The organism is Aeromonas sp. QDB25, from assembly GCF_027707725.1.
Lineage (GTDB): Bacteria > Pseudomonadota > Gammaproteobacteria > Enterobacterales > Aeromonadaceae > Aeromonas > Aeromonas caviae.
In genome coordinates this window covers 47,070-71,870 of record NZ_JAPCIZ010000018.1, presented here as the reverse complement: position 1 = coordinate 71,870, position 24,801 = coordinate 47,070, and the positions used below count along the sequence as shown (strand labels likewise).

Genomic DNA, 24,801 nt, shown 5'->3' with positions numbered 1-24,801 from the left:
CTGAGATAGTGAAGAACGACCTGACGTTTGAAGTCGGTCGAGTATTTTTGCTTTCCCATAGAAACGAAGAACACCTACTCGTTGGGTGTCCAACTTTCGGGGTTCACTTCACGAGGGCGGTTTTTTTGTGGGCGGTTCCTCAGTTGAGAGCCAGCCGGCTGTCCTGCGCCGTCCGGTAGAGCCCCTGCTGATAGGCCAGGCTGCCCCACAGGACCAGCCCCAGGGCGGCATCCTTCATGGCGCCCGGCTGCGGCGCCGGGGTGAGCGTCTCGGTCGCATCCTCGTAGATGAAGCCTTCCGGCGCCCGCTCGGGCTGCAGGATCACCACATCCTTGCCGCGCATCAGGGCGAAGTTCTTGTCGTATTGCATGATGGCGCGCCCCGGCCAGTCGGCGGGCATGCGGGTGAGATCCTTGCCCAGCATGGGGTAGTCGGCACTGATGCCCATGAGGGAGAGCAGGGTCGGGGCCATGTCGATCTGGCTGACGATGCGGGGATCCTTTCTCGGTGCTATGCCGTCCCCCAGAATGACCCCCGGGATGTGGAAGCGGGGGATGGGCACCAGGCTGGCTCCCCCGACCCGGCTGTCGTGATCGGCGATGACCAGGAACAGGGTGTCCTGCCAGTAGTCCGATGCCCTGGCCTTCTTGAAGAACTCGCCGACGGCGTAGTCCGCGTACTTGGCGGCGTTGTTGCGGGTCTGCTTGGGCTGCTCGTACAGGGCGATGCGGTTGTCGGGGAACTCGAAGGGATCGTGGTTGCTGGAGCTGAACACCAGGCTGAAGAAGGGTTTGCCCTCCTTGTGCAGCGCCGCGAAGGTCTCGTCGGCCTTGGCCATCAGATCTTCATCCGAGGCACCCCAGGATCCCTCGAACACCGGGTTCTTGAAGTCCTTCTGCTCGACGATGGTGGTGAAGCCGTTGCCGAGGAAGAAGCTGCGCATGTTGTCGAAGTGGCTCTCGCCACCATAGATGAAGCTGGTGTCATAGCCTCGCTGCTTGAGCAGGTCGGCGATGGTGAAGAAGTTGGTCTGGCTCTTGCCGAGCTTGACCACGGCCTGGGCCGGGGTCGGCGTGAAGCCGGTGAGCACCGCCTCGATGCCGCGTACCGAACGGGTACCGGTGGCGTAGAGCTGCTCGAACGCCCAACCCTCTTTCGACAAGGCATCGATGTTCGGGGTGAGCGGCAGGCCGCCGAGGGAGCCGACGAACTGGGCCCCCAGGCTCTCTTGCAGCAGGATCACCAGGTTTTTGGGCTTGCCCTGGTAGCTGGCCGTGTTGAAGGTCTGGCTCGGCAGATCGGCAGAGGTAAAATCGCCGAGAGGGCGACCGCTCTCCCCGCGGACTATGTCGAGTACCTGATGGTCAGCCATCTTGCCGTAAAACTGGCTGGCATCCTCCTCGGCCCCCATCTGCTTGATGGCAAAGAAGAGGGAGTAGGCGGAGTTGACGGTGAGGGCGTTGACCAGGGGATCGTCGGCAAAGGCCACCATGGCCGGATTCAGGGCGCGATGGCCGAGACTGGAGCGGGCGCCGAGGAAGCCGACAGCGAGGATCAGCAGGGCGAAGGCGGGGCGCCAGTACCAGCGGGGGAAGCTTAGGTCACGCACCAGGCGGCCGCTCAGCCACCAGCCACCGCCCAGCACGGCGCCGCTGAAGATCACGGCCAGCAGCAGCTCGCCCTTGCGGCCAGCCCACAGCATGGAGAGCACCTCCTTCGGATAGATGAGGTACTCCACATAGAGGCGGTTGGGGCGCACCCCGTATTCGGTGACGAAGGCGGGAGTGGAGATCTCGAGAAAGAGCATCAGCCAGAGCCCCAGGGTGAGCCAGATCCGGATAAGCTGCATCCAGAGCCGCCCCGGCGCGTGGGGCCCGGCCAGCAACTGGGTCAAGACGGCGGGTACGCCCCAGACCCAGCAGAGGGTGGCGACGTCGACGCGAATGCCTTGCAGCAGCATCTCCTGCCAGCCAGAGACGGCATCCACCCGTTCCAGTTGCCAGAGCCCCAGGCCAAGGCGGCTGACGGTCAGGGAGATGAGCGCGATCAATGAAAATACGGCGATGGGCCAAACCGGTCCCAGCCATTGTCTGATGGTGGTCATATTGTTCCTGCAAACCTGTTTGCGCCCAGTCCCCGGACGCATTGTTGTTATGGTGCAGGAGTATGACAGTGGCGCCTGGCAAAGGTTGCATGGGCATGGGGTATACATGGAAAAGTTGGCACGTTTTATGATTTTTTTGTGACGGGATGCAGGGTTCGAAGAGAGCATAAAACGCTGGGAAAACTGTGATCCTGCTGGCACATCGAGACAAGGGTCGTGCCTATAATGGCGCCGAATTTCTCAATCGGAGCCGAAGGGATGCCGGTCTTCATCGATGTGGAATATATGCAGGGCTGGTCTTTGTTCGTGGTGCTCTCCGACGGCACCACAGGCGTGCTGGATCTCACCCCCTGGCGCGGTCAGCCGCTGTTTGCGGCCATGGAGACCGAGCGTCGCTTCGCCCGTGTCTTCATCGATGATCGCCATCAACTGGCGTGGCCCTCGGGCTTCACCCTGGCGGCCCACGAGGTCTACCACCTGATCCTGCCCATCGACGAGCGCGCCGCCTTCCCCGATCGCAACATGCATCGATTCTGACATGCTAACTCGTTGAGTCAGGTAACGTTTTCAGTCACAGACCCGCGTCGGTCAGGTCGATATCATGACCCCAGTGCGGCGCTTTGGGCGCCCATCCACCACAGCGGGAACATAACAATGAAACAAGGAACGTTGCGTCGTGGCGGCCTCATCGGGGCCGCCCTGTTACTGACGGCTTGCGGCAGCGGGGGAGGCGGTGGCAGCAGTGACCCCCAGCCCCCGGTGGTCAATCCGCCCCCCGCGTCGGCCAGCCGCGCCTGCTACGGCAATGATCAGCCAGCCTGCAACCTGCGCACCTACCAGGTGATGGTGGAGTCCTTCGTCGACGGCGACGGCAGCGCCAACTACGGCGTTGGCTACGGCCCCTCCCGGCACAACGGCGATCTGCAGGGGATCATCGACAGCCTCGACCACATCAAGAGCCTCAACGTCAACGCCATCTGGCTGACCCCGGTATTTGACTCCTGCGCCGGCCAGGCCGGGGACGACCGGCTGGATGCCACCGGCTACTTCGCCTGCGACTTCTTCAACGTGGATCCCAACTTCGGCAGCAACGCCCAGCTCAAGCAACTGGTGGACGGGGCGCACCAGCGCGGGCTCTATGTCTTCCTCGACGGGGTGTTCGGCCACGTCAACAAGGTGGGGGTGAGCAAGCCTTCACCAGAGGGGCGGCTGCCAGCACTCAAGAGCGGCGGCGCAGGCTACCCGGGCCAGCTGGTGGATTACGGCCAGCCCGAGAGTCTGGCCTACTTCAAGGAGGTGGCCCGTTACTGGGTCGAGCAGTACGGCATCGACGGCTGGCGCCTCGATCAGGCTTATCAGCTTGGTCTCGACGACTGGCGCGCCATTCGCAGCGAAGTGGAGCGGGCCAGCGCGGCGCGCAAGACCGCCGGCCAGCAGTGGGGCACCCTCGGCTACATGGTGGGGGAAGTGTGGAAGGGCGCCGACGAGATCCGCGCCCAGGCCTATGGCCCGAGCGACAACCCGGCGCTCTCTTCGGCGTTCGACTTCCCGCTGCGCTACGGCCTGGTACAGGCGCTGGCGGTGGAAGAGTCCGGCAAGGGCGGGCAGGGGGCCAGCGTGCTCGACGCCAGCTGGAACAAGGTGGAGAACTACCCGGACCACGCCATGCCCAACCTGATGCTGGGCAACCACGATCTGGTGCGCTTCGGCGATCTGCTGGAGCGGGGCAACTTCAATGGGGCGGACTACTGGCAGCGCCACAAGGCGGCCTTCAGCTTCATGGCAGCCCGCTCTGGCCCCATCACCCTCTACTACGGCGAGGAGTTTGGCGACGAGGTGCCTGGCTTTGCCACTCAGGTGGGGGGCGACTGTGCGGCCCAGGGGCTCTGCGATGATCACGTGGCCCGCAGCGATGGCAAGGTCCCCGGTGTCACCGGTTTCGCGCCGAGCAGCGAGCAGGCCGAGCTCAAGCAGTGGCTGAGCGACCTGCTGGCCTTGCGCGCCGCCCACCCCGCCCTCTATCAGGGGGAGCGGGTCAAGCTGGTGGCCGAGGGGAGCGTCTATGGCGACATCAAGCAGACGGCGGGCGAGCAAGTAGTCTACCTGCTCAACGTCTCCACCACGCCCCAGAGCTACGCTGTGCCGGTCGGCAAGCTGCGCAGCGGCAGCGCCCTGGTGGATCTGCAGAGCGGCGAGAGCCTGGCCATCGGTGGCAGCAGCGTGACGGTGGACTTGCCACCCCTCACTGGCCGCTTCCTGCTGGTGCGCTGAGGGAGGCAGACAACAGAAAGGGCTCCATGATGGAGCCCTTTTTCATGGTGGCGGCTTACTTCTCGATGCCGCTGCCAAGGTCGTCCCGGCGGGAAGAGACCGAGGGCTCGGCCCCGTGGCGCCAGTGTTCCAGCCGGTTGTGCACCCCGTGGCGCAGGCTCTTGAAGCTGGCTTCCAGATAGTCCACCCCCACCAGGATGGAGAGGGTGACGACGGTGAGCAGCAGCGCCTGATGCAGCATGTCCATGCCGATGAGGGCGCCGAGGGCGGCCAGCATCCAGATAGCGGCGGCGGAGGTCACCCCCAGCACCTGACCATCCCGGGTCATCATGACCCCGGCCCCGAGAAAGCCGACCCCGGTGATGAGCTGACCCAGCACCCGCGCCTGATCGGCGCCCTGAGGACTGACGGCGGCGCCGATGGCGAGAAAACAGTAGGTGCCGAGCACGATGAGGGAAGAGGTGCGGATCCCCACCGGTTTGCCGCGAAGCTGCCGCTCCAGCCCCACCAGGGTGCCACACACCAGACAGACCAGGATGTTCTCCCAGCCAAGGGGCGCGATGTCCCACCACTGCATTGTCATCATATCCACCTCTGCTCGCGATGCTTGTTATCCTGTCGCGCTCTGCCCCCGGTTCTCCAGCCGCTGGCGGAAGGCCCGGGCGAGGCGCTCGTAGAGGTCCTTTGCCTCCCTGTCTTCAATATCGCCACGTATCCAGGGGTTGTCGATGATTTCCAGCAACACGCAGCCCTGACCCTGCTGGCGCAGATCCACCCCGAACAGGCCGTTGCCGAGCTGGTGCACGGCGCGGCGGGCGGTTTGCAGCACCCGCTCCGGCACGTCGCTGAGGGGCAGCGCCTCGATGCGGCTCATGTCGAGGGGGTGTTTGCGGCGACGGATGCGGTTGCCGGGTTCGGGTCGGTAGCGGCGGCAGGCGAACAGCGGCGAGCCGTCGAGAAAGCCGATGCGCCAGTCGAACTCGGCAGGGATCCGGCTCTGGACCAGCAGCAGGGCGGAGCGGGCCAGCCCCTCATCCAGCAGGCGGGCGAGCTGGATGTCATCGCCGGCCATGGCGAGGTCGCGCCCCTGGGCGCCGTCGGGGATTTTCACCATCAGTGGCAGACCGAGGCGCTGCACCAGTTCGTCCACATGCTGGCGGCCGCGGCGGGTCACGACGGTGGTGGGGGGCATGGGCACGCCGCTGCGCACCATCAGCTCGTAGAGATAGAGCTTGTTGCTGCAGGCGAGGATGGCACGGGAGCTGTCGATGACCGGCATCTTGAGCTGCTCGGCACGGCGGGCAAACTCGAAGGTGTAGTGGCCGACCGCGGTCTCGGCGCGCAGCCAGAGGGTGTCGAACTCCGGCAACCGTTCGATGGCCGAGGGAGGCAGGATCTCGGCCTGGATCCCCTGGGCAGCGGCCGCCTTGATGAAACGCTCCAGCGCCAGGGCATCGCTGCTGGCGCGGCCGTCGTTGGGGTCGACCAGGATGGCGAGCTGGTAGCGTGGTGCCGTCTGCTCCTCGTCCCCCGTGCCCACCAGCGCCTGGGCGTGCTGCACCATCAGCGCCTTCTCGCTCGGGCTCAGCGCCAGCGGTGACAGGCTCTCCTGCTGGCGCACCGACCAGCCGTGGCGACCGCGCTTGAGGGTCAGCTCCTGCAGCGGCAACTGGCTCAGGCCGTAGTAATAGCGGGCGAGCCCCGCCAGCTCGCTCTGTTCGCACTGGCCGAAGATGGCGCGCACCCGGATCCTGTCTTCGCACTGCTGGGCCAGCCAGCCCTGCAATTTGCGCCACAGTTTGGCGGGGGGCTGCTGGGGTTGCAGCCGGCTGATGGCCTGCAATCCCGGCAGGCAGTGGTGGCCGCGGGCCTGGGCCAGCAGGGAGCAGTAATAACCGGCCCCCAGGTGTTCCAGGCTGCGGCAGAGGTTGATGATGCGCGGACGCCCCCCTGTGGTGGGCAGACCGTGTTGCAGGTAGGTGCGGGCGGTCAGCAGATAGTCGGCATGGCAGGGCCAGTCGCCCGGCTCCTCGACGATGACATAGGTACTCATATTTTCAGGCTCCACAGAAAGGACTGCCAGAAACGGCAGGATCCCCAGTGGGCTTCGATGCACCGACAAGCACGACAATGGCGCGAGGGGAAACAAGAGGTTACAGTGCCTAATATTCTGCCTTGGTAACTTGTGATACAAGTCGCATTTCTGGTGCTGAGGATAAATAACCGAACAAGGACTCCCCGTGTTGACCGTGCGCGCCGCCCGAGCCGATGATTTGGGCGCCATCGTGAAGCTGGAACGCTACTGTTTTCCCCCCGAGGTCGCCTTCGGCCGCAGCCGCTGGCACTATCTGCTCAATCAGGCCAAGGGGCGCACCCTGCTGCTGCAAGACGAGAAGGCGCAGGTGATGGGCTATTTGAGCGTGCTGGAGCACAAAGGCTGGGATCGTCTCATCATCCAGACCCTCGCCATCCGCTGGACCGTCCGCCGTCAGGGGTGGGCACGCCGCCTGCTGGAGCAGGTGATCCGGGAAGGGCGCGAGGCCGGCTGGGGGGCGATTCGCCTCGAGGTCGCCGACGCCAACCCAGAAGCCAGGGCCCTCTATCAGGGGCTGGGGTTTCGCCCCGGGGTACGGCTGCCCGATTATTACGGGCCCGGCCAGCATGCCCACCGCCTGGTGCTGGCGCTGGGGAATGAGCGGCAGGAGCCATCATGAGTTGCGAGGATTGCCTGGCTACGGCCATCAGGGCCAAGCTCGGGCGCTGCCCGGTCTGCGCCGCCCAGACCTTTCTCATCGGGGTCGTCGGCTGGCTGGTCTGGTGGTGGTGCGGCGCCGATACCTCGGTCAACGCCCTGACCGGCCTGCTGTTTGCGCTGGGGGGCTCGGGTCTCTTCCTGCTGCATCTGGCGGTGTTCGCATGGCGAAAGCTGGGCAAACGCGACATATAACGTGCTGATTTTTCAAGAAGACAAATAACAATGGAGGTTCACATGATTGCAATGGTAACGGGCGCCTCGTCCGGCTTTGGTGAGGCCATCAGCCGCCTGCTGGTGAGCGCTGGCCACCGGGTGATCGGCACCGGGCGTCGCGCCGAACGGCTGGCCGCCCTGTCCGAGGATCTGGGCGAGCAGTTCCTGCCCCTGGTGTTCGACGTCCAGGACAAGGCTGCCACCCGCGCCGCCATCGAGTGGCTGCCGACCGAATGGCAACAGGTGGACCTGCTGGTCAACAACGCCGGCCTGGCACTGGGGCTGGAGCCTGCCCACAAGGCAGACCTTGAGGACTGGGAGCAGATGATCGCCACCAACATCAGCGGCCTGACTCTGATCACCCGGTTGCTGCTGCCGGGCATGGTGGCGCGCAACCGCGGCCACGTCATCAATATCGGCTCCATCGCAGGGACCTACCCCTATCCGGGCGGCAACGTCTACGGCGCGACCAAGGCGTTCGTGAAGCAGTTCAGTCTCAACCTGCGTGCGGATCTGGCGGGCACGGCGGTGCGTGTCACCAACGTGGAGCCCGGCCTGTGTGGCGGCACCGAGTTCTCCAACGTGCGCTTCCACGGTGACGGCGCCAAGGCGGCCACCGTCTATCAGGGGGTGCAGGCCATCCTGCCGGAAGACATCGCCAATACCGTACTCTGGATCAGCGAGCAGCCCGCCCACGTCAACATCAACAGCATCGAGATCATGCCGGTGGCCCAAACCTTCGGCCCGCTGCATATCAGCCGCCGCTGAGGCCGCTCTGGTGACTCACCAACCCAAGAGAGGCGCCCTTCGGCGCCTCTTTTTATGGCGCCGCTGCCGGGTGCCGTCGCCCTGGGTTGTCTGGCGCGCGGTACTCAAGTTGGCCCGCAATTTGCTGCATCCTGGCCATGGCGGGGCGAGGGGCCCCAAAGGCCGGTGCGACCGGCAGTCAGCGTGGAGTCTTCATGGATATCAAACCCTATGGTCAGCAGCTCGCCCAGAGCGCGTCCCAGAGCCGTGCCCTGGCGACCCTCGGCGACAGCGACGACAAGCAGAGCGGCTGGTCTCAGCAGGTCAGTCTCTCCAGCCAGGCGCTGACCGGCAAGGCGCAGCAGGCCCTCACCTATGAGCATCTGGCCAGGAATGGCAAGAGTGCGGCCCTGACCGGCGGCGTCAAGGATGCGCGGGTGCAGCAGATGGTGGACAAGGCCCTGGGCTTCGATCGCAAGAAATTTGACGATCTCGAGAGCCAGATCAAGCGCCTGGCCGACGACAAGACGCTCTCGGACGAGGAACGGGAGAGCCAGACCCAAGGGCTCACCGAGCAGCGCGATGCCATGCTCAAGGCGGCCATGGATCGCCTCACCGGCAAGTCGTCGCCCGTTCAGGCGTGACGGGATTGGCAAGGCTGGCGCCAGGGGACAAGGCATCGAGCTCCCGGGGGCGCCGGGCCGGATAAAGCTGGGAGGGTCGCGGCCCTCCCTGCCCAGGGGGGATCAGGGCTGTTTCGGCACTATCCCGATGGCGATGGCGGTGGTCTGCACCGCCTTGATCTGATCCCCCTTGGCGATCAGGGCGAACTGGGCCGGATCCTTCACCTGGATGCTGAGGGTCTTGTCTACCCCCTTGACCCTGATGGTCTGCTGCGCCTTGTCGACGTCGATGACGTCCGCATAGATGGTCACCTGCATGCCGGCGCCCGCCGCCGGCTGTTCTCCCGGGGCGGCCTTGCCCCCTTCCACTTCCACCACCCGCTTTCTCACCCCGGCGGTGCCCTTGAGCAGCGTCAGATCCAGCAGTTGCAGGTATCGCAAGGCCACCACGTCCCCCACCTTGAGCTGGGGAAGGTTGGTCACCTCCTCCCCGGCGATCAGATCCAGGGTCTGCCCTTCGGCATTTTTCAGGCTGACCTTGCGGGTGGCCAGGTCGATGGCGGTGACGGTTGCCCTGGCCGTCAGTTCTTCGGCGAGACTGGCTTGTCCGGGGGCCACGGCCACATGGGTGGTGACCTCGGCGGCATAGAGCAGGGGAGGGGCACAGAGGGTGAGGGCACCCGCAATCCAGGCGTGCTTCAGTTTCATGATAGAGACCCTGTGAGTGGGAAAGGGACCCCGGGAGGGGCTTGAGGGGGCGACGAACTCGTCTTCCCGCTATCACCATAGCAAAGCCGGGCAGGAGCGCCCGGCATCGGCAGGCTGGCATCGTATTTTTGACGACAGGCTCCCGTTTTTGACCTGATGGCACGGCAGGCGCACAATTCCCCGGCATGCAATCAACCGAGGGCTCTGCCGTGTACAACTTCCAATATGCCAATCCCACCCGCATCTGCTTTGGTGAAGGCCAGATCGCCAGGCTGCCGGAGCTGATCCCGGTCGGCAGCCGTCTGCTGGTGCTCTACGGCGGCGGCAGCATCAAGCAGAACGGGGTCTATGACCAGTTGACCCAGGCGCTGGCAGGTCGGGAGTGGCTGGAATTTCCCGGTATCGGCGCCAACCCCCAGTACGACCAGCTGATGGAGGCGGTGGATCTGGTCAAGCGCGAGCGTATCGATTTCCTGCTGGCGGTGGGTGGCGGTTCCGTGGTGGATGGCACCAAGTTCGTGGCCGCCGCTGCCTGCTTCGAGGGGGACGATCCCTGGGAGATCCTGCGGGACAAGGCCCCCATCAAGGGGGCGCTGCCGCTCGGCTGTGTGCTGACCCTGCCGGCCACCGGTTCGGAGAGCAACCCGGCCGCCGTGGTGAGCCGCGGGGAGGCCAAGCTCTCCTTCATGAACCCGTTGGTGCAGCCGGTGTTTGCGGTGCTGGATCCCGCCACCACCTACAGCCTGCCGCCGCGCCAGGTGGGCAATGGCGTGGTGGATGCCTTCGTCCACATCCTCGAGCAGTACCTCACCTTCCCGGTGGGGGGCGAGGTGCAGGACCGGCTGGCGGAAGGGCTGCTGCAGGTGCTGGTGGACAACGGTCCGCGTGCGCTGACGGAGCCCACCAACTACCAGGTGCGCGCCAACCTGATGTGGGCGGCCAGCCTGGCGCTCAACGGCCTCATCGGTCGCGGTGTGCCGCAGGACTGGTCCACCCACGCCATCGGTCACCAGCTCACCGCCCTGCATGGGCTGGATCATGCCCAGAGTCTGGCGGTGGTGCTGCCCTCCCTGCTGCGGGAGCAAGCGGCCCAGAAGCAGGAGAAGCTGGCCCAGTTCGCCGAGCGAGTATGGCACTCCAGCCGCGAGGACAAGGCACTGCGTATCGAGGAGGCGATCATCCGCACCGAGCAGTTCTTCCAGCAGATGGGGGTGGGTACCCGTCTCGCCGACTATGGCCTGGATGCGCGCTGCATCCCGGGGATCTGTTCCAACCTCAAGCTGTTCGGCCTGACCGCCCTCGGTGAGCAGCAGGACATCGACCCCGACAAGGTAGCCAGGATCCTTTCCCACGCGCTGTAAGTCATCCTGGCAACCATAGTGGCGCGGATCCTTTCCCTCGCCCTCTGATCACCGGCTGGCCAACGGAAAAGAGAACGCCCCGATCATCGGGGCGTTTTGCAGGGTGTCACCGGGGCACCGCCGTTTATTCGGCGCTGCGGTCCAGCTCGCGCTCCAGCGCCGCCGCCTTCTGGCGTGCCGGATGAGTGTTGAGTCGCTGCCAGTAGGCCTCAAGGTGCGGGAACTGGGCCAGCTGGCCGCTCTGGGCCAGCAGATCCACCAGGAAGGAGTTCAGGATGTCGGCGCCGGTGAGGCGATCGGCCACCAGGTAACGGCGGTTTGCCAGCACCTCATCGAGATAACCCAGCACCTTGGCGCACTCGGCTTTGGCGTAGTCCGGCAGGAAGCGCATCGGGCTGCCATCCTTGCGCACGAACATGTCGAGCAGCAGCGGCAGAATGCCGGAGCTCTCGGCGAAGTGGAGCCACTGCAGGTATTCGGGATACTCCGGGCTGTCGGCGGCCGGTGCCAGCCGGTCCGGGGCGTGGCGGGCGATCAGGTACTCTGTGATGGCACCGGATTCCGCCAGCACCCGCCCGTCAAACTCGATGACCGGCGACTTGCCGAGGGGGTGGACGGCCTTGAGCTCGGGCGGCGCCAGAAAGGTGGCGGCATCGCGCTGGTAGGCCTTGATCTGGTAGGGCAGGCCCAGCTCTTCAAGCAGCCAGATGATGCGCTGGGAGCGGGATTTGTTCAGGTGGTGCAGGACTATCATGAAAACCTCGACGCAGTGACGGAAGGCGGTGATACGTAGCGCCCCGGTAGCAGGTTCACTTATGGATGAAAAAGAGCGGGCGTGGTGCCCGCTCCTTCGTCGATTGACTCAGGCCTCCAGCGCCTGATCCAGATCCGCCAGTATGTCCTCGATGGCTTCGATCCCCACCGACAGCCGGATCATCTCAGGTTTCACTCCAGCCTTGGCCTGCTCCTCTTCGCTCAACTGGCGATGGGTGGTGGAGGCGGGGTGGCAGGCCAGGGACTTGGCGTCGCCGATGTTGACCAGCCGCTTGAAGATCTTGAGTGCATCGTAGAAGCGCACGCCCGCCTCGTAGCCGTCCTTCAGGCCGAAGGAGAGGATGGCCGAGGGGCGACCGGCCATGTACTTCTCCGCCAGCGGGTAGTGGGGGTGACCCGGCAGACCGGCGTAGCTGACCCAGGCCACCTTGGTGTGGTGCTTGAGGTGGTGGGCCACCCGCAGAGCGTTGTCCACGTGGCGCTCCATGCGCAGGCTCAGGGTTTCCAGCCCTTGCAGCAGCAGGAAGGCGTTCATCGGCGCCAGCGCTGCGCCGGTATTGCGCAGCGGCACGGTGCGCACCCGGCCGATGAAGGCCGCCGGGCCGAAGGCCTCGGTGTAGACCACCCCGTGATAAGAAGGCTCGGGTTGGGTCAGCTGGGGGAAGCGCTCGGCGTGATCCGCCCAGGGGAACTTGCCCGAGTCGACGATGACGCCCCCCAGGGAGTTGCCGTGGCCGCCGACATATTTGGTCAGGCTGTGCACCACGATGTCGGCGCCGTGTTCGATGGGTTTGCACAAGACCGGAGTGGCGACCGTGTTGTCGACGATGAGCGGCACGCCGCGGGCGTGGGCGGCCTTGGTCAGGGCGGCGATATCGACGATGTTGCCCGCCGGGTTGCCGATGCTCTCGCAATAGACCGCCTTGGTCTTGTCATCGATGAGGGCGGCGATGGCCTCGGCGCTGTCATCCTGGGCGAAGCGCACCTCGACCCCGAAACTTGGCAGCATGTGGGCGAACAGGGTGTAGGTGCCGCCATAGAGCTGGGGGGTGGAGACGATGTTGTCACCGGCGGCGGTCAGCGCCTGGATGGCGTAGGTGATGGCGGCGGAACCTGCCGAGACCACCAGGGCGGCGATCCCCCCTTCAAGGGCGGCCATCCGCTGCTCCAGCACATCGTTGGTGGGGTTCATGATGCGGGTGTAGATGTTGCCCGGCACCGCCAGATTGAACAGATCCGCCCCGTGCTGGGCGCTCTCGAACTCGTAGGCCACCGTCTGGTAGATGGGCACGGCCACCGCCTTGGTGGCGGGATCGCTGGAAAAGCCGTGGTGCAGGGCCAGGGTCGCATCTTTCATCACACACTCCTTGTTGGATGTCACCATTATGGATGGATAGACGTCCAATCTAGCAGTCCTGGCGCCGATGTAAACCACCCATTCCGGCAAAGCAATGCCGGGGGATGGCGGTGACCGGATGGCGTCGGTGACGGCAACCTCAGAGACGGCGGCGATACTCCCTGTCGTCTATCTGGTGCATGTCCCACTGCATCAGGCGGTTGAGCTGCACCATGGGATCTTCGACCAGCGTCAGAGGGCGGGGCAGGATCCTCAGGAAGTAGCGACGAAGGGTTTGCTGGATCCGGTTCGGTTTGAGGGGGTTGGCGTGGCTCATGATGGTGCTCCTGTGCTGTGGTGTTCACGTTCGCCAGCAGTATTGAGCTAAAATGCGGAAGTAAAAACTGATGACTTTCAGCCAAGGGATTTCCTCTTTTATGCCTACTAGCCGCCTTTATCAGCAATTTCAACGGCTCGCCCAGCAGCTTGGCTGCGACGAGCGGGAAATCAGCCTCGCCGAGGTGGCGGACTTGCTCTGCTGCACCCCCCGCAATGCCCGCCTGCTGCTGCGCCGCATGGAAGGGCAGGGCTGGCTGTGCTGGACGGCGGAGGCAGGGCGGGGGCGGCGCTCCCGCCTCACCCTGCTCGACAACCAGGAGAGCCTGACCCGGCGCCGATTGCGGGATCTGCTGAGTCAGGGCCAGCTGGCGCAGGCGGTGCGGCTGGCCGAAGATCGCCTCGATCTGCTCACTCCGCTGCTCATCGAGCAGCTCGGCCAGGCCACCCGGGAGGGGCGCCAGATCCTGAGGGTGCCCTACTACCGGCCGCTGCCGCGCCTGCTGCCCACCGGCCCGCTGCGCCGCTCCGAGATTCACCTGAGCCGCCAGATCTTCAACGGTCTGACCCGGCGAAACGAGGAAAATGGGGAAATAGAGGGGGATCTCGCCCACTACTGGGAGTGTCTGGCCCCCTGTCACTGGCGCTTCTATCTGCGCCCCGTGGTGCGCTTTCACCATGGCCGCGAACTGGTGGTGGAGGATGTGATGGAGAGCCTGCAGGCCTTGCGGGATCGCCCGCTGTTCGCCCATCTGGCACGGCTGGAGAGCCGCTGGCCGCGCACCCTGGACATCCATCTCGACAGCCCGGATCCTCTGCTGCCGCACCTGCTGGCCGAGCCGGTGGCGGCCATCCTGCCGCGGGAGCTCAAGGGGGAGGCGAATTTCGCCCTGCAGCCGGTGGGCACCGGCCCCTATCGGGTGAGCGCCAACGACCCGCTGCACCTGTGCCTCGAAGCATTTGACGACTACTTCGGGCTGCGGGCCCTGCTCGACGAGATCGACATCTGGATGCTGCCGGAGCTGGCGGAACGGTTGGAGAGCCACGTCAGACTGGGCAGCGACACCCCGGAGCTTGGTTCCATGCGCGGGGAGTCCGAACTCGAGTCGGGCTGCTACTTCCTGCTGCAGGACGACAGATCGGTCCCCCTGCAGGACCCGGCCCTGCGCCAGTGGCTGACCCGGCTGCTCAACCCCATCGCCCTGATGGCCCGGGTGGCACCCGAACTGCAGCGGGGCTGGACCAGCGCTCTGGGCCTCCTGCCCCACTGGCGCGAGAGTCTGCCTCTTCCCGAGCCCGGCCCGGTCAGACTGCCAGCGCGGCTGGTACTGGCCTGCTTCAACCAGCATCTGGAGTTCAACGAGTGCGCCAGCGCCATGAGCAGCCTGCTGGCAGAGCAGGGGATCCAGCTCGAGGTGCGTACCCTGGACTACGGCCGCTGGGTGAGCGGTGAGGACGAGGATGTGGATCTCTGGCTTGGTACCCTCAACCTGGAGCATGAGCACGCCTTCGCCCCTTACGCCTGGCTTCAGGGCACCCCCTTGCTGCGCCGGGTGTGGGGCGGCCAGCAGGCCCTGTGGCAGGGATTGACGCAGTGGCGCGCCCATGGTGAAGAGCCCGGCCCCCGCGCCCTGCTGGCCGAGGTGCAGCGCCAGAGCTGGTTCGTGCCGCTGTTTCACCACTGGCTGGAGCTGGAGAGCCGTGTCGGCGTGCACGGTGTGCGCATGACGGCCCTTGGCTGGTTCGATTTTCGCAGCGCCTGGTTAAAGCCCGAGCAGGTGGCGCAGGAGCCGGAAACCGGCGGTGGCTCTCACCCCCAGGCAGGGACGCTTGAGTCGGACGGGTTGGCGCGCTAGCCTGTGCGCGGTCCTACGACAAGGAGTCGACATCCATGCTGGAAATGCAGATCCAACCCCGTTTTCAAGAGACGGACGCCCTCGGCCACATCAACAACACGGTGCCGGCGGTCTGGTTTGAATCGGCCCGTGATCCCCTGTTTCGCCTCTTCTCGCCCGAGCTGGATGTGCATGACTGGCATCTGATCATCGCGGGCTACACGGTGCAATTCAAACGGGAGTTGTTCTATGGCCAGATGGTGTCGATCAAGACCGGCGTGCGGCGTATCGGCACCAGCTCCTTCACGCTCTGGCAGGAAGCCTGGCAGGGCGGCGAGCTGGCGGTGACCGCCGAGACGACCCTGATCCATTTTGACTACCGGACCCGGCAGTCCATCCCTTTGAGCGAGGCTCACCGGGAGGGACTGAGGACCTGGCTGGTAGAGAGTTAATCCGGCCTTCGGGCCCACCACAGGACACTTATGCGCACAACCGCGATCGCCCTGAGCCTCGGCTTGGGACTGGGACTCTGCTCCCTGCCTTCATTCGCCGCCTCCCTGGCCGAGCAGTTCACCCTGATGGAGAAGGGGGCCGACAGCGCCCTCGATACCCGCTTGTTCAGCCACGATGGCGTTGACATCAAGGCCTGGGTCGACGGCACGCCCGTCATCATCGCCGTGCCCATCCTGAACGAGCAGGGCAAACAGGAAGGGGAGAGCCGTTACTACTTCAAGGGCGGCAAGCTGTTCGGGGTGAAGGAGCCCGCCGCTCAGTTCGCCTTCGATGACAGTGGCAAGCTGACCCAATGGCTGGACGACAAGGGGCAGCCTGCGGAGTTTGTCAGCAAGATGAGCATGCAGCAGCGGGAAGCCTGGCTGACCAGACGGGCGGCCGAGCTGGGCGGGTTGTTTGCGCCGAGCACCGCCGAGGAGAAGGCTGACAAGGGGGGCGTCAAGCTCAAGGGGGCCGAGCTCGCCCAGTGGCTCTGCAATGGCAAGCTGATGGCGCTCGCCGGAGGTGACAAGGTGACCTTCGAGCCGGCCAAACTCAAGAGGAGTGCAGAGGGCATCAAGGGAGAAGTTTCCCTGCGCCAGGAGAAGGGGTGGCAGGATCTCTGCCTCACCTGCGAGGTGCAGGGCAACCGGGTGACTCGCCTCACCTGGCAGCCGCTGCCGGGTGCCAACAAGCCGCAGTAAGGGCGGCAGCGTCAAAGAATGGGGGCCCACTTGCGGGCCCCTTTTTCATGCCGGTTACTGCTCGTCCAGGGTGAGCCGGGTGAGGGCCTCCACCCGTCGCCACTGACCGGGCTCGAACCAGCGTGCCAGGATCTCCGGCTGCTGGCTGACCCGGGCCTCGGCAGGCAGGGGCCTGATCTCGGCCAGATAGCCGGCCAGCTGCTGCTCGAACCCCTGCTGGCTCTCTGCCAGCTGGTGCAACCGGTCTGCCGCCTCCGGTCCCAACTGTTCGCGCAGTGCGGCGTCACGCCCGGCTGCGGGGAGTTGATCCAGAGCCTGCAGATCGCCGAGCAGGCGGCTGTTGGCCTCCGCCTCCCGAAACCACTGGGGCTGCTCCGCCAGCCAGAGCTCCAGCTCGCTCGCCAGCAGCGGCTTGTCGGCATCGCTGGCCTCCGCCAGCGCCTTGCGGCGCAGGGTCCACTGCTCCATCAGCCTGTCCTCGGCAAACAGCTGCTCCTGCTCGACCGGGGTGAAGCGCTGCCTGCGCAACTGTTCGCGCTCGTCGAACAGCTTCTGCAAGCTGGCCAGGCCCGGATCCGTCGGCACCGTCAGGCTGCCCTCGGCCGCGAGAAAGGCTTCATGGCGGGCCTGCAGCGAGGACTTATCCGACGGCGGTGCGGCCTGCCTGACCAGAGGGGAAGCGGGCCCGGCATGTTGCGGCGAAGGGGCGGTTGCGTCAGCGGAGGGCCAATACTGCCAGCCCCCCAGCAGCAGGGCCGCCGCCAGCGGAGCAGCCATCAGCCATGCCCTGTTCATAGTCCCAGCCTCTGCAGGCGGTTGGCGTGCTGGCGATAGAGGTTGACCGGGTCGGTCTCGAACAGGTGGCGAATGCCGAACGACTGGTTCACCTCGTCCAGATGGTTCATGCGGAAGTGGGTGCCGATCACCTTGCCGAGGTGGCTGCTGCACACCCCGACCAGGCCGTCACTGGGCTCCTTGAAGAAGCTGCCGGTCAGCGCCAGCGCCGGATCCACCGGATCCAGGATGTTGGTCATGGTGCCGCGTCCGCTCCAGGAAAAGTAGTAGACCCCGTTGGCGGCCTGCATGGGCCCTTCGCCGCAATGCTGGCTCGGCAGCCCTTCCGGATAGCGCTGGTTGAAGCGCTGGGCGCCGGTGCTGGTGAGGGCGTCGAGGGCTGCGAGGGGATCCTGCGGCAGCTGGCTGCCCCCGGAGAGCAGCGAGATGACCCCGGACAGGGCCGAGGCGGCGGCCACCGCCAGACCTTCGGCCGCCGAGCCCTGCGTCACCTTGGCCCGCACCAGGTCGGCGATCTCCGAGCCATGGTTGACCCCGCCCACGCTGGTGGCGGAGGCGACCAGCTCGGGGGCGACCGAAGCGACGTAGCGAATGGTGGGGCCACCGTGAGAGTGGCCGATGAGGTTCACCTTCTCGGCCCCTGTGATGGCGAGCACCTGCTGCACCTGCTTGAGCAGCTGTTCACCGCGCAGCTCCGAGCTCTGGGTGGCAGAGACCTGGGCCACGTAGACCTTGGCACCATCCCGGGTCAGGGCCTGGGGGATGCCGTAGAAGTAATCGACCCCGAGCAGCTTGTCGAAACCGAACAGACCGTGCACCAGCACTATGGGGTAGCGGGTCTGGGTATAACCGGCGCCCTGACCCAGCATGGGCAGGGCGCACAACAGCATCAATAGCCATCTTTTCATCTTCACCGTCCTTGTGAAAAAACCGGCTGCACTCGGTCGTTACCGGGGGTCGTCACCGGGCAGCCACCGGCCTCATGCCAGTACCGGCAGCATGGTAGCTGAACTCAAATGTATCTGTGGGTGGGATCACTAAACCGGGGATTGCAGAAAAACCCTACCCATATGGGCAAAAAAGGCGGCACCAACTATTCCTTGTGTCTGCTCATCAAATAAGTTAAATAATAATTATTATCATTTGAGTGGTCGAGTCATGACGGGAACCTGGGTGAAGGGGTGGGTCGGTACCACCGGAGCGGACAGCAGCATGGCGCACTGGAAGGCGCAGACCCTGAGTGGCAACCGTCATTTCGATGCGGGGGAGTACGCCAGGGCGCTCGACTGCTATCAGCAGGCGCTGTGGCTTGCCCGCCAGCAGTTTGCCGACTGGCACGATGCCGACGAAGCGGTGGCGGCCCTGGTGGTGGCCCATCACAACCTGGCGGATCTGCTAGTGGCCATGACCCTGCCGGATCGGGCCGCCGACCTGCTGTGTCACATCCATGATTGCCTGCTGGCCACCAGCCAGTCCCCCACCAGTTCCGCTGCCCTGCAGGAGGCGGCTGTTCGCCACGCCCGCAGCACCCGTACCGAGCTGCTCGCCTTTCTGGGCAAACACGGTCATCACGACGGCATCCAGCGCAGCCTGGGTCAATGTCTGTGTCAGACCGGCTCTGCCCATCAACTGCATTGAGCCCAACAGGAGAGACAATGAACATGAGCCATACCCTGCCAGCCCTTCCTTACGCCTATGACGCGCTGGAACCCCATATCGATGCAAAGACCATGGAGATCCATCACAGCCGTCACCATCAGACTTATGTCACCAACCTCAATGCCGCCCTGGCCGATCTGCCGGAGCTGGCTACCCTGCCGCTGGAGGCATTGCTTGCCCGTATCGACAGCCTGCCGGCCCAGGTTCAGGGGGCGGTGCGCAATCACGGCGGCGGCCACGCCAACCACAGCCTGTTCTGGCAGGTGATGAGTCCACAGGGCGGCGGCGAGCCGGGCGGCGAGCTGGCCACAGCGATGGAGCGGGATCTGGGTGGGCTGGAGGCCTTCAGACAGGCCTTTACTCAGGCGGCGCTGAGCCGTTTTGGCAGCGGCTGGGCCTGGCTGGTGGTCGATGGGCGCGGCAAGTTGCAGGTGGTGAGCAGCGCGAACCAGGACAGCCCCCTGATGGAGGGGCTCACCCCGATACTCGGGCTGGATGTGTGGGAGCATGCCTACTACCTCAAGTATCAGAACAAGCGTCCCGACTACATAGCCGCGTTTTACAACGTGATCGACTGGGACGAGGTGGCACGGCGTTATGTGGCCGCGCTGGCCTGACGACCCATTTCACCTGATGAAAGAGACCCGCCTGTTGGCGGGTCTCTTTCATTGAGGGGTCAGTGTGCTGCCGGTTGGCGTTGCCGCGCTGGCGGCAGCCGGATTATCCACGGGCGTAGCTTCGCTCGGTACGGCTGCGCTGGTGGCCAAGGTACTGCTGGTTGCAGCCGCTGCACTGGTGGCTGTTGCCGCGCTCACGGCCGTTGCCTGCTTGGCCTTCGGCTGATGAGGGGGCGGTGCAATGGGCAGGCAGGGCTGGCTCGCCCCTATGGTGCTCAACGCCTGGCAGGGGACCGGGCCGCCGATGACGATGGGCTCGCCGAGGAACTTGGGCCCCTTGTCCAGCACGTAGAGGTCTAGCAGCCCCATCAGGCGAGCGAACACCTCGCGTACCCGGGTCTTGATGCCCTGATAGGCGCTGGGATCCACGGCGTTGAAGCCGACCGCCTCGATGCCGAAATGGCGGGCGATGAAGATGGCTCGCTCGTTGTGAAAGGCCTGGGAGACCACGGTGAAGTGGGCCTGACCGAACACCTCCTTGGCACGCACGATGGAATCCAGGGTCCGAAACCCTGCGTAGTCGCTGTAGATGGCGTTGGCCGGGATGCCGGCCTGGATCAGGGCCCGCCGCATCTGGCGCGGTTCGTTGTACTGCACGGTGGCGTTGTCGCCGGAGACCAGGATGTAGTCCACCTTGCCGTTGTTGTAGAGCTCGGCGGCGGCCTTGATCCGGTATTTGAAGTAGTGGTTCGGGCTGCCGCCAATCAGGTATTTGGAGGTGCCGAGCACCAGGGCGACCCGGTTGTAGGGCACCGCGTTGACGTCGTCGTAGGTGTAGTGACGGGCGTCCGAGACGGTCCACTCGCTGTAGCCAAGTAGGGCGGCGATGGAGGCCAGCAACAGGCAGAGGCAGGCGAGCAGGATCTTGGCAAACTTCTTCATGCGCGGTGCGGTTCGGGTCTGAAGTAAGAGAAGACAGGGGGCCATTCTATTACAAGTTGTTGTGGCGCGTCAGGTTTGATGGCGGCGCAGGGTCTCACTCGGGCAGAGGTTGTCGCAGCGCGCGCCAGGATCCCGGGCTTATCAAACGGCGCCATAAACAAGGGGCGACCATGGCCGCCCCTTGTCATAGCCGTCTCGTCCTCAGTGGGAGGAGTCGTTGGCCTTGCACTCGTCGGAGTCCTTGTTGGCTTCCCACCAGGGCAGCAGCTCGCGGCCGAGCCACTGCTGGTAGGCCTCGCTGTCATTGGCAATCAGCTGGTCAAGCTCGGCTTCGAAGGCGCTCATGGCCTGCTCTCGATCCGGGCCTCGCAGGGCCCGGGCCATGGCCAGCCAGCTGGCGCCGCGACCGGTCTCGTTCAGGAAGCGGTGCACCGTGTAGGACCAGGAGTAGACCATCTCGCCACCCTTGTCGTAATCCAGGTGCAGGATGTCGGCCAGGGCCGGACGGTCGCTGGCCGGGCGGCCGGCGACGTTGTCCAGACCGCGGGCGAAGCACTGACCGTGGGCGATGAATTCCGCCAGCCCTTCCGACCACCAGGTGGTGCGGTTGAGCGGGTAGTGGCCGAAGCTGCCGTACTGGTTGAAGCGGCCGTCCAGGTAGTGCACGTACTCGTGGCGCAGGTTCCACACCTGGAACGCAGGGCGTTTCCACTTCGCCTCGTAGGCGAAGAAGCGGGCCTGGTTGCCGGGGCGAGCCGGATCCCCTTCGAGGTAGATGCCGCCGTTGTCGGTGGAGACGCCGCCGAACAGGGCACTGCCGTAGCGTTTCCAGTCGGCGGAGGAGTTGAAGACCACCAGTTCCAGCGCCTCGTTGTGATCGTCCGCCACCGGCTGCCAGCCGGTCTCCATCTGCTGGTGGAACTGCTGCTCTTCGGCACCCAGTTCACGGCAGATCCCCTCGGCCTGAGCCATGGTCAGATCCTGGGCCCGCAGGCGCAGGGTCGGCGAGCAGGTGTGCTCGAAGGGCAGCACGTCCTCCACCCGGACAGGGGTGCAGAGCCCGGCGAAGTCACCGCTGATGCAGGCTTCGCTGGTGAGGTCCGTGTAGGTCAGGTAGTAGGTGGAGAGGGTCAGCGACATGTCTTCCAGCAGGTCCTGACTCTGCTGGCCGCCGGGGATCAGGTCGTGGTGGCGAACCAGTGCGATGACGGAGTCATCCAGCAGCTTGCGGTAGCTGTCGAGCTCGTCCGGGCGGGTATAGCGGGCGACCCGGTAGAGACGGGTGTAGGCATCCAGCACGTTGTTGAGCAGGAACAGATCGGCGCCATCCCTTCCTTGCCACAACGCGAGTTCGCTCATGCCGAGGGCGTGCAGCTGCTTGCGCAGCTCGCCATCCTGCTGGCGGAAGTCGTTGGCGAAGGGGTCGCTGTAGTCGCTGGCGAAGTCGAGGAAGTTGAGCAGATCGAACAGGCCGGTTGCCCAGGCGTGCTGACCGTTGATCTCGCTGGCATGACGGGTGGCGTAGGCCAGCATCTGGTTGAACTCGCCGAGCAGGGTGCCAAAGCGGCTCTGCACTGCCGGGCTCTTGAACTGACCGTGCAGAGCGATGCTCCAGGCGCCCATGATGGCGCCTACTTCGTCGCTGGCCTGCTCCGGGAAGAGCAGCGGATGGGCACCGAGTGCCGTCAATGCCTCGGCCAGCGCCTCGGCGGCGGCCGGGCCGTCTTCCTTGTGCTTGCCGTAGTTGTGGTAGTTGTGGGCACGCACGTATTCCAGCAGCAGCTTCATGGCCGGATGAGCCGGCTGATTGGCCGCCAGCAGGCTCTGGATGCCGCGGGACACGGCCAGCAGCTTGGTGTCATCGTGACCATAGTTCTCCTGCCAGACCGGCGCGGGCTGGCCACTGGCGTCCTGCACTATCTTGGCTGCGTCGGCGTCCAGCAGCTCGGTGCCCGGCAGATCCGGCTCGGAGCAGGCGCGGCCGTCGGCACGGCGACAGTCGAGCAGCTCTTCCTTGCTGGCCAGCACGATGGGGCGGTTGAGCACCCGGCTCTCCTGCCACTCGGTTGTCTCCGGCAGGGTCTGCCATTCGCTGCCCCCCACCGGGTATTGATAGCCGGTGTCCTTCAAGACCACCTGCACCTCGCTGCCGACGGGCAGGGTCTGACGGCACACCCGATAGCTGATGGTCTTGTCCCCTTCCTGACGGGTCTGGGGTTCATCGCACTCCTGTTGGGCCTTGATCTCGTCCAGCAACCAGGTGTACTGACGCCAGACGTGCAACTCGCTCACCTGCTTGGCGGCCTGGCTGCCCGCGATGGGCTGCAGGCGGAAGAAGATCTGCTCGAGGCGGCCATCCCGTTCATTGGGGGTCTCTTCCAGCACCTTCAATTGCTGCCAGTTTTGCGGCTGGTACTGCCATGCCTGCTCGGCGCAGCGACCTTCGGCGTTGAGCTCGCAGCGATCCAGCTCCTGCTCGCTGTGACCCAGGATGACCCGCTCAGCCAGCGGCAGACGATCCTGACGCGGCGCGGTCGGGGTGCCCGCCAGCGGCTCCCAGCGGCCCTGCTTCATGCCGTAGCCATAGTCATAGCTGCTGGCCGGGACGGCCTTGCCGGCCGGTACCACCTCTTCACAGCTGAGGTAGCGGATCTGCCAGCCCTGCTCGACCTTGAGCTGCGGCTCGCCGCACAGCTGCTCGGCCAGGGCCGCCAGGTTGGCGTCGCGCCAGTCGAAGCGGCGATACACCCTCAGCTGCTGATAGGGGGCGCCGGCGTCGCGGGCGCTCAGCTCGTAGGTCACTTCGGTGAGGCGATCCCCCAGCTGGCGGCTGGCTTCGCCGTTGAGTTGATACTGTTGCCAGTCGGAGGGGGAGTAGTTGGCCAGCGCCGAAGTGGCGAGCAGGCCTGGGGCTGCCAGGAGCAGCAGCCGGGGAGAGAGGTGCTTCATCATGATCCCTTTGGTGGATGGAGAGGCGTGGGGACCAGAGAGGTTATTGGGCTCCAAAGGAATATCAATTGGCCAGATGGCGCAGCGAAATGATGCATTCGGGAGCAAACAACATAAAAACAGCCCCAAAGGGGGCTGTGTTGATAGCAAGGACTCCGCCCCATATGGGGGAGGCGTCACTCCTTTTGTCGCAAGCTGCGGGCGAGCAGGGTGCGGGAGGGTTTCAGATTGCCGCCGAGATCCGGCCAGGGATGCCACTGGTCCGGCACCATGAAGCCGGGTAACGACAGCCTGATCCAGGCGGCCAGCTCGGCAGATGGTGCCGGTTCGCCGTGCCAGTCGATGAAGGCGGCGGGCCTATGCCCCCACTCGTCGCTAGGCACCGGCACCACCAGGGCCTGGGCCACGGCAGGGTGATCCACCAGCCGCTGCTCTATGGTCTCGGGCTGGATGTTCTCCCCTCCCGAGATGAAGAGGTTGTCGAGCCGCCCCTCCACCACCAGATCGCCCCCCGGAGTGAGGCGGCCCTTGTCCCGGGTGTGGAACCAGCCCTCTTCATCGAGGGGGCGCACCAGCTCGCCCTCCCTGAAATAGCCGGCAAACAGGGTCTCACCGCGCACGCAGATCTCCCCCTGGCGAATGCAGACCTCCCGCCCCGGCAGCGGGCGACCCACCACGCCGGCGGCGCAGGGTTGCCCGGTGCAGACCTGGCTGCCCATCTCGGAGAGGCCATAGCTCACCTTGGGCTCCAGCCCCAGAGCGGTCAGCCGGTTGACCAGGGGCGCCGGGATGGCGGCGCCCCCGAGCAGCAGTTCTCGCACCCGGGTGCGGGATGGGTCGAAGCCCTGTGCCAGCAGGCGCCAGAGCTGGGTCGGCACCAGCGAGAGGTGGGTGATGGGCTGATCCTCGAGCCGCGCCTTGAGGGGCCGGGTGCGATCGTCCAGCACCAGGGCGGCTCCCGCCAGGAAGACCCGGAACAGGATGGCGTAACCGCCGACGTGAAACAGTGGCAGGGAGAGCAGCCAGCCGCAGGCTTCGTCCAGGGGGATCAGGGTGGCGGAACCCCGGGCCGAGGCGAGGTGGTTGGCGAGGCGGTGGACCACCGCCTTGGGGGTACCGCTGGATCCCGAGGTGAGGATCATGTTGTTCGGCTGGTCGGGTACCAGCGGGGACTCCCCATCTGCGGCCAGCTCGCCCGTGAAGTCGAGGCTGAGGGCTTGCCAGTCGCCCGCCGGGATCTCGCCTGCCGACCAGAATGCCCGGGCCTCGAGCTGGCTCGCCAGTATGCTGTGTCTGGTTGCCGGAAAGGCGGGATTAAGGGGGCAGAAGACGATGCCGCTGCGCACGCAGGCCCAGGCCAGCAACACATCCTCCAGGGCGCCGCGCACCACGGCGGCGAGATGATCTCCCCGTTCCAGCCCGGCCCGGGCGAGCTGATTGCACAGGCTGTTGAGGCGCAGGTCAAGGCGCTGGTAGCTAAGAGGCTCCCCGCTGTGGATGGCAATGCGATGAGGGGCCAGTGTCGCCCAGCGTCGTACCGGGCAGGTTTCCTGCCGTGGGATCTGACGGGTCACCATGGG

Annotated in this window: 24 protein-coding genes; 12 read left to right on the top strand and 12 right to left on the bottom strand. The window is 65.3% G+C overall.

Translation table 11 applies throughout. The annotated features are described in order from the left end of the window. Positions 1 to 139: 139 nt before the first annotated feature. A complete protein-coding gene (locus PG883_RS08745) occupies positions 140 to 2,104 on the bottom strand; it encodes an LTA synthase family protein (protein WP_270807080.1) in 1,965 nt (654 codons plus the stop codon). 258 nt (positions 2,105 to 2,362) lie between these two features. Between PG883_RS08745 and PG883_RS08740 the strand changes: the two genes are divergently transcribed. Next, entirely contained in the window at positions 2,363 to 2,641 is a 279-nt protein-coding gene (locus tag PG883_RS08740; protein WP_039039795.1) for a DUF2442 domain-containing protein, read from the top strand. 117 nt (positions 2,642 to 2,758) lie between these two features. Beyond that, positions 2,759 to 4,375, top strand: coding sequence for an alpha-amylase family protein (locus PG883_RS08735; RefSeq protein ID WP_200164296.1), 1,617 nt, complete (start codon positions 2,759 to 2,761; stop codon positions 4,373 to 4,375). 55 nt (positions 4,376 to 4,430) lie between these two features. On the opposite strand, the gene PG883_RS08730 is transcribed toward PG883_RS08735, so the two are convergent. Then, the gene (locus tag PG883_RS08730; RefSeq protein WP_270807079.1) at positions 4,431 to 4,961 is read right to left on the bottom strand and encodes an MgtC/SapB family protein; all 531 of its coding nucleotides are present in this window, start codon (positions 4,959 to 4,961) and stop codon (positions 4,431 to 4,433) included. 24 nt (positions 4,962 to 4,985) lie between these two features. Continuing rightward, a complete protein-coding gene (locus PG883_RS08725; RefSeq protein WP_270807078.1) occupies positions 4,986 to 6,428 on the bottom strand; it encodes a RimK family protein in 1,443 nt (480 codons plus the stop codon). 187 nt (positions 6,429 to 6,615) lie between these two features. Between PG883_RS08725 and PG883_RS08720 the strand changes: the two genes are divergently transcribed. The 4 genes from PG883_RS08720 to PG883_RS08705 all read left to right on the top strand — a co-directional run bounded on the left by PG883_RS08720 (position 6,616) and on the right by PG883_RS08705 (position 8,734). After that, positions 6,616 to 7,089, top strand: a complete 474-nt coding sequence (locus PG883_RS08720) for a GNAT family N-acetyltransferase (RefSeq protein WP_043154035.1) — start codon at positions 6,616 to 6,618, stop codon at positions 7,087 to 7,089. Then, the gene (locus PG883_RS08715) at positions 7,086 to 7,322 is read left to right on the top strand and encodes a DUF3624 domain-containing protein (protein WP_041212265.1); all 237 of its coding nucleotides are present in this window, start codon (positions 7,086 to 7,088) and stop codon (positions 7,320 to 7,322) included. Before PG883_RS08720 ends, PG883_RS08715 begins: the two co-directional genes overlap by 4 nt. A gap of 42 nt (positions 7,323 to 7,364) precedes the next feature. Then, positions 7,365 to 8,111 (top strand): SDR family oxidoreductase, encoded by a 747-nt coding sequence (locus PG883_RS08710; RefSeq protein ID WP_270807077.1) that lies wholly within the window; start codon positions 7,365 to 7,367, stop codon positions 8,109 to 8,111. Positions 8,112 to 8,305: 194 nt separating this feature from the next. Further along, positions 8,306 to 8,734 carry a hypothetical protein gene (locus PG883_RS08705; protein WP_042077531.1) on the top strand — a complete coding sequence of 143 codons (429 nt, stop codon included), beginning with the start codon at positions 8,306 to 8,308 and terminating at the stop codon, positions 8,732 to 8,734. Between the two features lie 102 nt (positions 8,735 to 8,836). Here PG883_RS08705 and PG883_RS08700 read toward each other — a convergent pair whose 3' ends face one another. After that, positions 8,837 to 9,421: a hypothetical protein gene (locus tag PG883_RS08700; protein ID WP_270807076.1), complete on the bottom strand. Its 585-nt coding sequence runs from the start codon at positions 9,419 to 9,421 to the stop codon at positions 8,837 to 8,839. 185 nt (positions 9,422 to 9,606) lie between these two features. Here PG883_RS08700 and PG883_RS08695 point away from each other — a divergent pair, with 185 nt between their 5' ends. Further along, positions 9,607 to 10,782: an iron-containing alcohol dehydrogenase gene (locus PG883_RS08695; protein ID WP_270807075.1), complete on the top strand. Its 1,176-nt coding sequence runs from the start codon at positions 9,607 to 9,609 to the stop codon at positions 10,780 to 10,782. Positions 10,783 to 10,906: 124 nt separating this feature from the next. Here the strand turns inward: PG883_RS08695 and PG883_RS08690 are convergent, their stop codons facing one another. The 3 genes from PG883_RS08690 to PG883_RS08680 all read right to left on the bottom strand — a co-directional run bounded on the left by PG883_RS08690 (position 10,907) and on the right by PG883_RS08680 (position 13,229). Then, a complete protein-coding gene (locus PG883_RS08690; protein WP_042864523.1) occupies positions 10,907 to 11,536 on the bottom strand; it encodes a glutathione S-transferase family protein in 630 nt (209 codons plus the stop codon). 108 nt (positions 11,537 to 11,644) lie between these two features. Next, positions 11,645 to 12,913 (bottom strand): O-acetylhomoserine aminocarboxypropyltransferase/cysteine synthase family protein, encoded by a 1,269-nt coding sequence (locus PG883_RS08685; RefSeq protein ID WP_270807074.1) that lies wholly within the window; start codon positions 12,911 to 12,913, stop codon positions 11,645 to 11,647. Positions 12,914 to 13,052: 139 nt separating this feature from the next. Further along, positions 13,053 to 13,229 (bottom strand): hypothetical protein, encoded by a 177-nt coding sequence (locus PG883_RS08680; protein ID WP_080988754.1) that lies wholly within the window; start codon positions 13,227 to 13,229, stop codon positions 13,053 to 13,055. Positions 13,230 to 13,329: 100 nt separating this feature from the next. Here PG883_RS08680 and sgrR point away from each other — a divergent pair, with 100 nt between their 5' ends. The 3 genes from sgrR to PG883_RS08665 are packed head-to-tail and all read left to right on the top strand — an operon-like array spanning position 13,330 to position 16,259. After that, the gene (sgrR, locus tag PG883_RS08675; protein ID WP_270807073.1) at positions 13,330 to 15,084 is read left to right on the top strand and encodes an HTH-type transcriptional regulator SgrR; all 1,755 of its coding nucleotides are present in this window, start codon (positions 13,330 to 13,332) and stop codon (positions 15,082 to 15,084) included. Between the two features lie 35 nt (positions 15,085 to 15,119). Beyond that, complete coding sequence (locus tag PG883_RS08670) at positions 15,120 to 15,515, top strand: acyl-CoA thioesterase (protein ID WP_052815623.1); 396 nt, start codon at positions 15,120 to 15,122, stop codon at positions 15,513 to 15,515. A 30-nt stretch (positions 15,516 to 15,545) separates the two neighbouring features. Continuing rightward, the gene (locus PG883_RS08665) at positions 15,546 to 16,259 is read left to right on the top strand and encodes a hypothetical protein (RefSeq protein ID WP_010672732.1); all 714 of its coding nucleotides are present in this window, start codon (positions 15,546 to 15,548) and stop codon (positions 16,257 to 16,259) included. Between the two features lie 54 nt (positions 16,260 to 16,313). On the opposite strand, the gene PG883_RS08660 is transcribed toward PG883_RS08665, so the two are convergent. Both PG883_RS08660 and PG883_RS08655 read right to left on the bottom strand, forming a co-directional pair. Next, positions 16,314 to 17,054 (bottom strand): lipase secretion chaperone, encoded by a 741-nt coding sequence (locus PG883_RS08660; protein WP_200164302.1) that lies wholly within the window; start codon positions 17,052 to 17,054, stop codon positions 16,314 to 16,316. Continuing rightward, positions 17,051 to 17,962, bottom strand: a complete 912-nt coding sequence (locus PG883_RS08655; RefSeq protein WP_200164303.1) for an esterase/lipase family protein — start codon at positions 17,960 to 17,962, stop codon at positions 17,051 to 17,053. Before PG883_RS08655 ends, PG883_RS08660 begins: the two co-directional genes overlap by 4 nt. Positions 17,963 to 18,266: 304 nt before the next feature. Here PG883_RS08655 and PG883_RS08650 point away from each other — a divergent pair, with 304 nt between their 5' ends. Both PG883_RS08650 and PG883_RS08645 read left to right on the top strand, forming a co-directional pair. Beyond that, entirely contained in the window at positions 18,267 to 18,692 is a 426-nt protein-coding gene (locus PG883_RS08650) for a hypothetical protein (RefSeq protein WP_200164889.1), read from the top strand. Between the two features lie 23 nt (positions 18,693 to 18,715). Beyond that, entirely contained in the window at positions 18,716 to 19,330 is a 615-nt protein-coding gene (locus tag PG883_RS08645; protein WP_201933897.1) for a superoxide dismutase, read from the top strand. 48 nt (positions 19,331 to 19,378) lie between these two features. On the opposite strand, the gene PG883_RS08640 is transcribed toward PG883_RS08645, so the two are convergent. From PG883_RS08640 to menE, 3 genes are all read right to left on the bottom strand, one after another. Next, positions 19,379 to 20,317 (bottom strand): SanA/YdcF family protein, encoded by a 939-nt coding sequence (locus PG883_RS08640; RefSeq protein WP_200164304.1) that lies wholly within the window; start codon positions 20,315 to 20,317, stop codon positions 19,379 to 19,381. Positions 20,318 to 20,473: 156 nt separating this feature from the next. Beyond that, positions 20,474 to 23,221 carry a collagenase gene (locus PG883_RS08635; protein WP_270807081.1) on the bottom strand — a complete coding sequence of 916 codons (2,748 nt, stop codon included), beginning with the start codon at positions 23,219 to 23,221 and terminating at the stop codon, positions 20,474 to 20,476. A 176-nt stretch (positions 23,222 to 23,397) separates the two neighbouring features. After that, positions 23,398 to 24,798: an o-succinylbenzoate--CoA ligase gene (gene menE, locus PG883_RS08630; protein WP_270807072.1), complete on the bottom strand. Its 1,401-nt coding sequence runs from the start codon at positions 24,796 to 24,798 to the stop codon at positions 23,398 to 23,400. Positions 24,799 to 24,801: the final 3 nt, after the last annotated feature.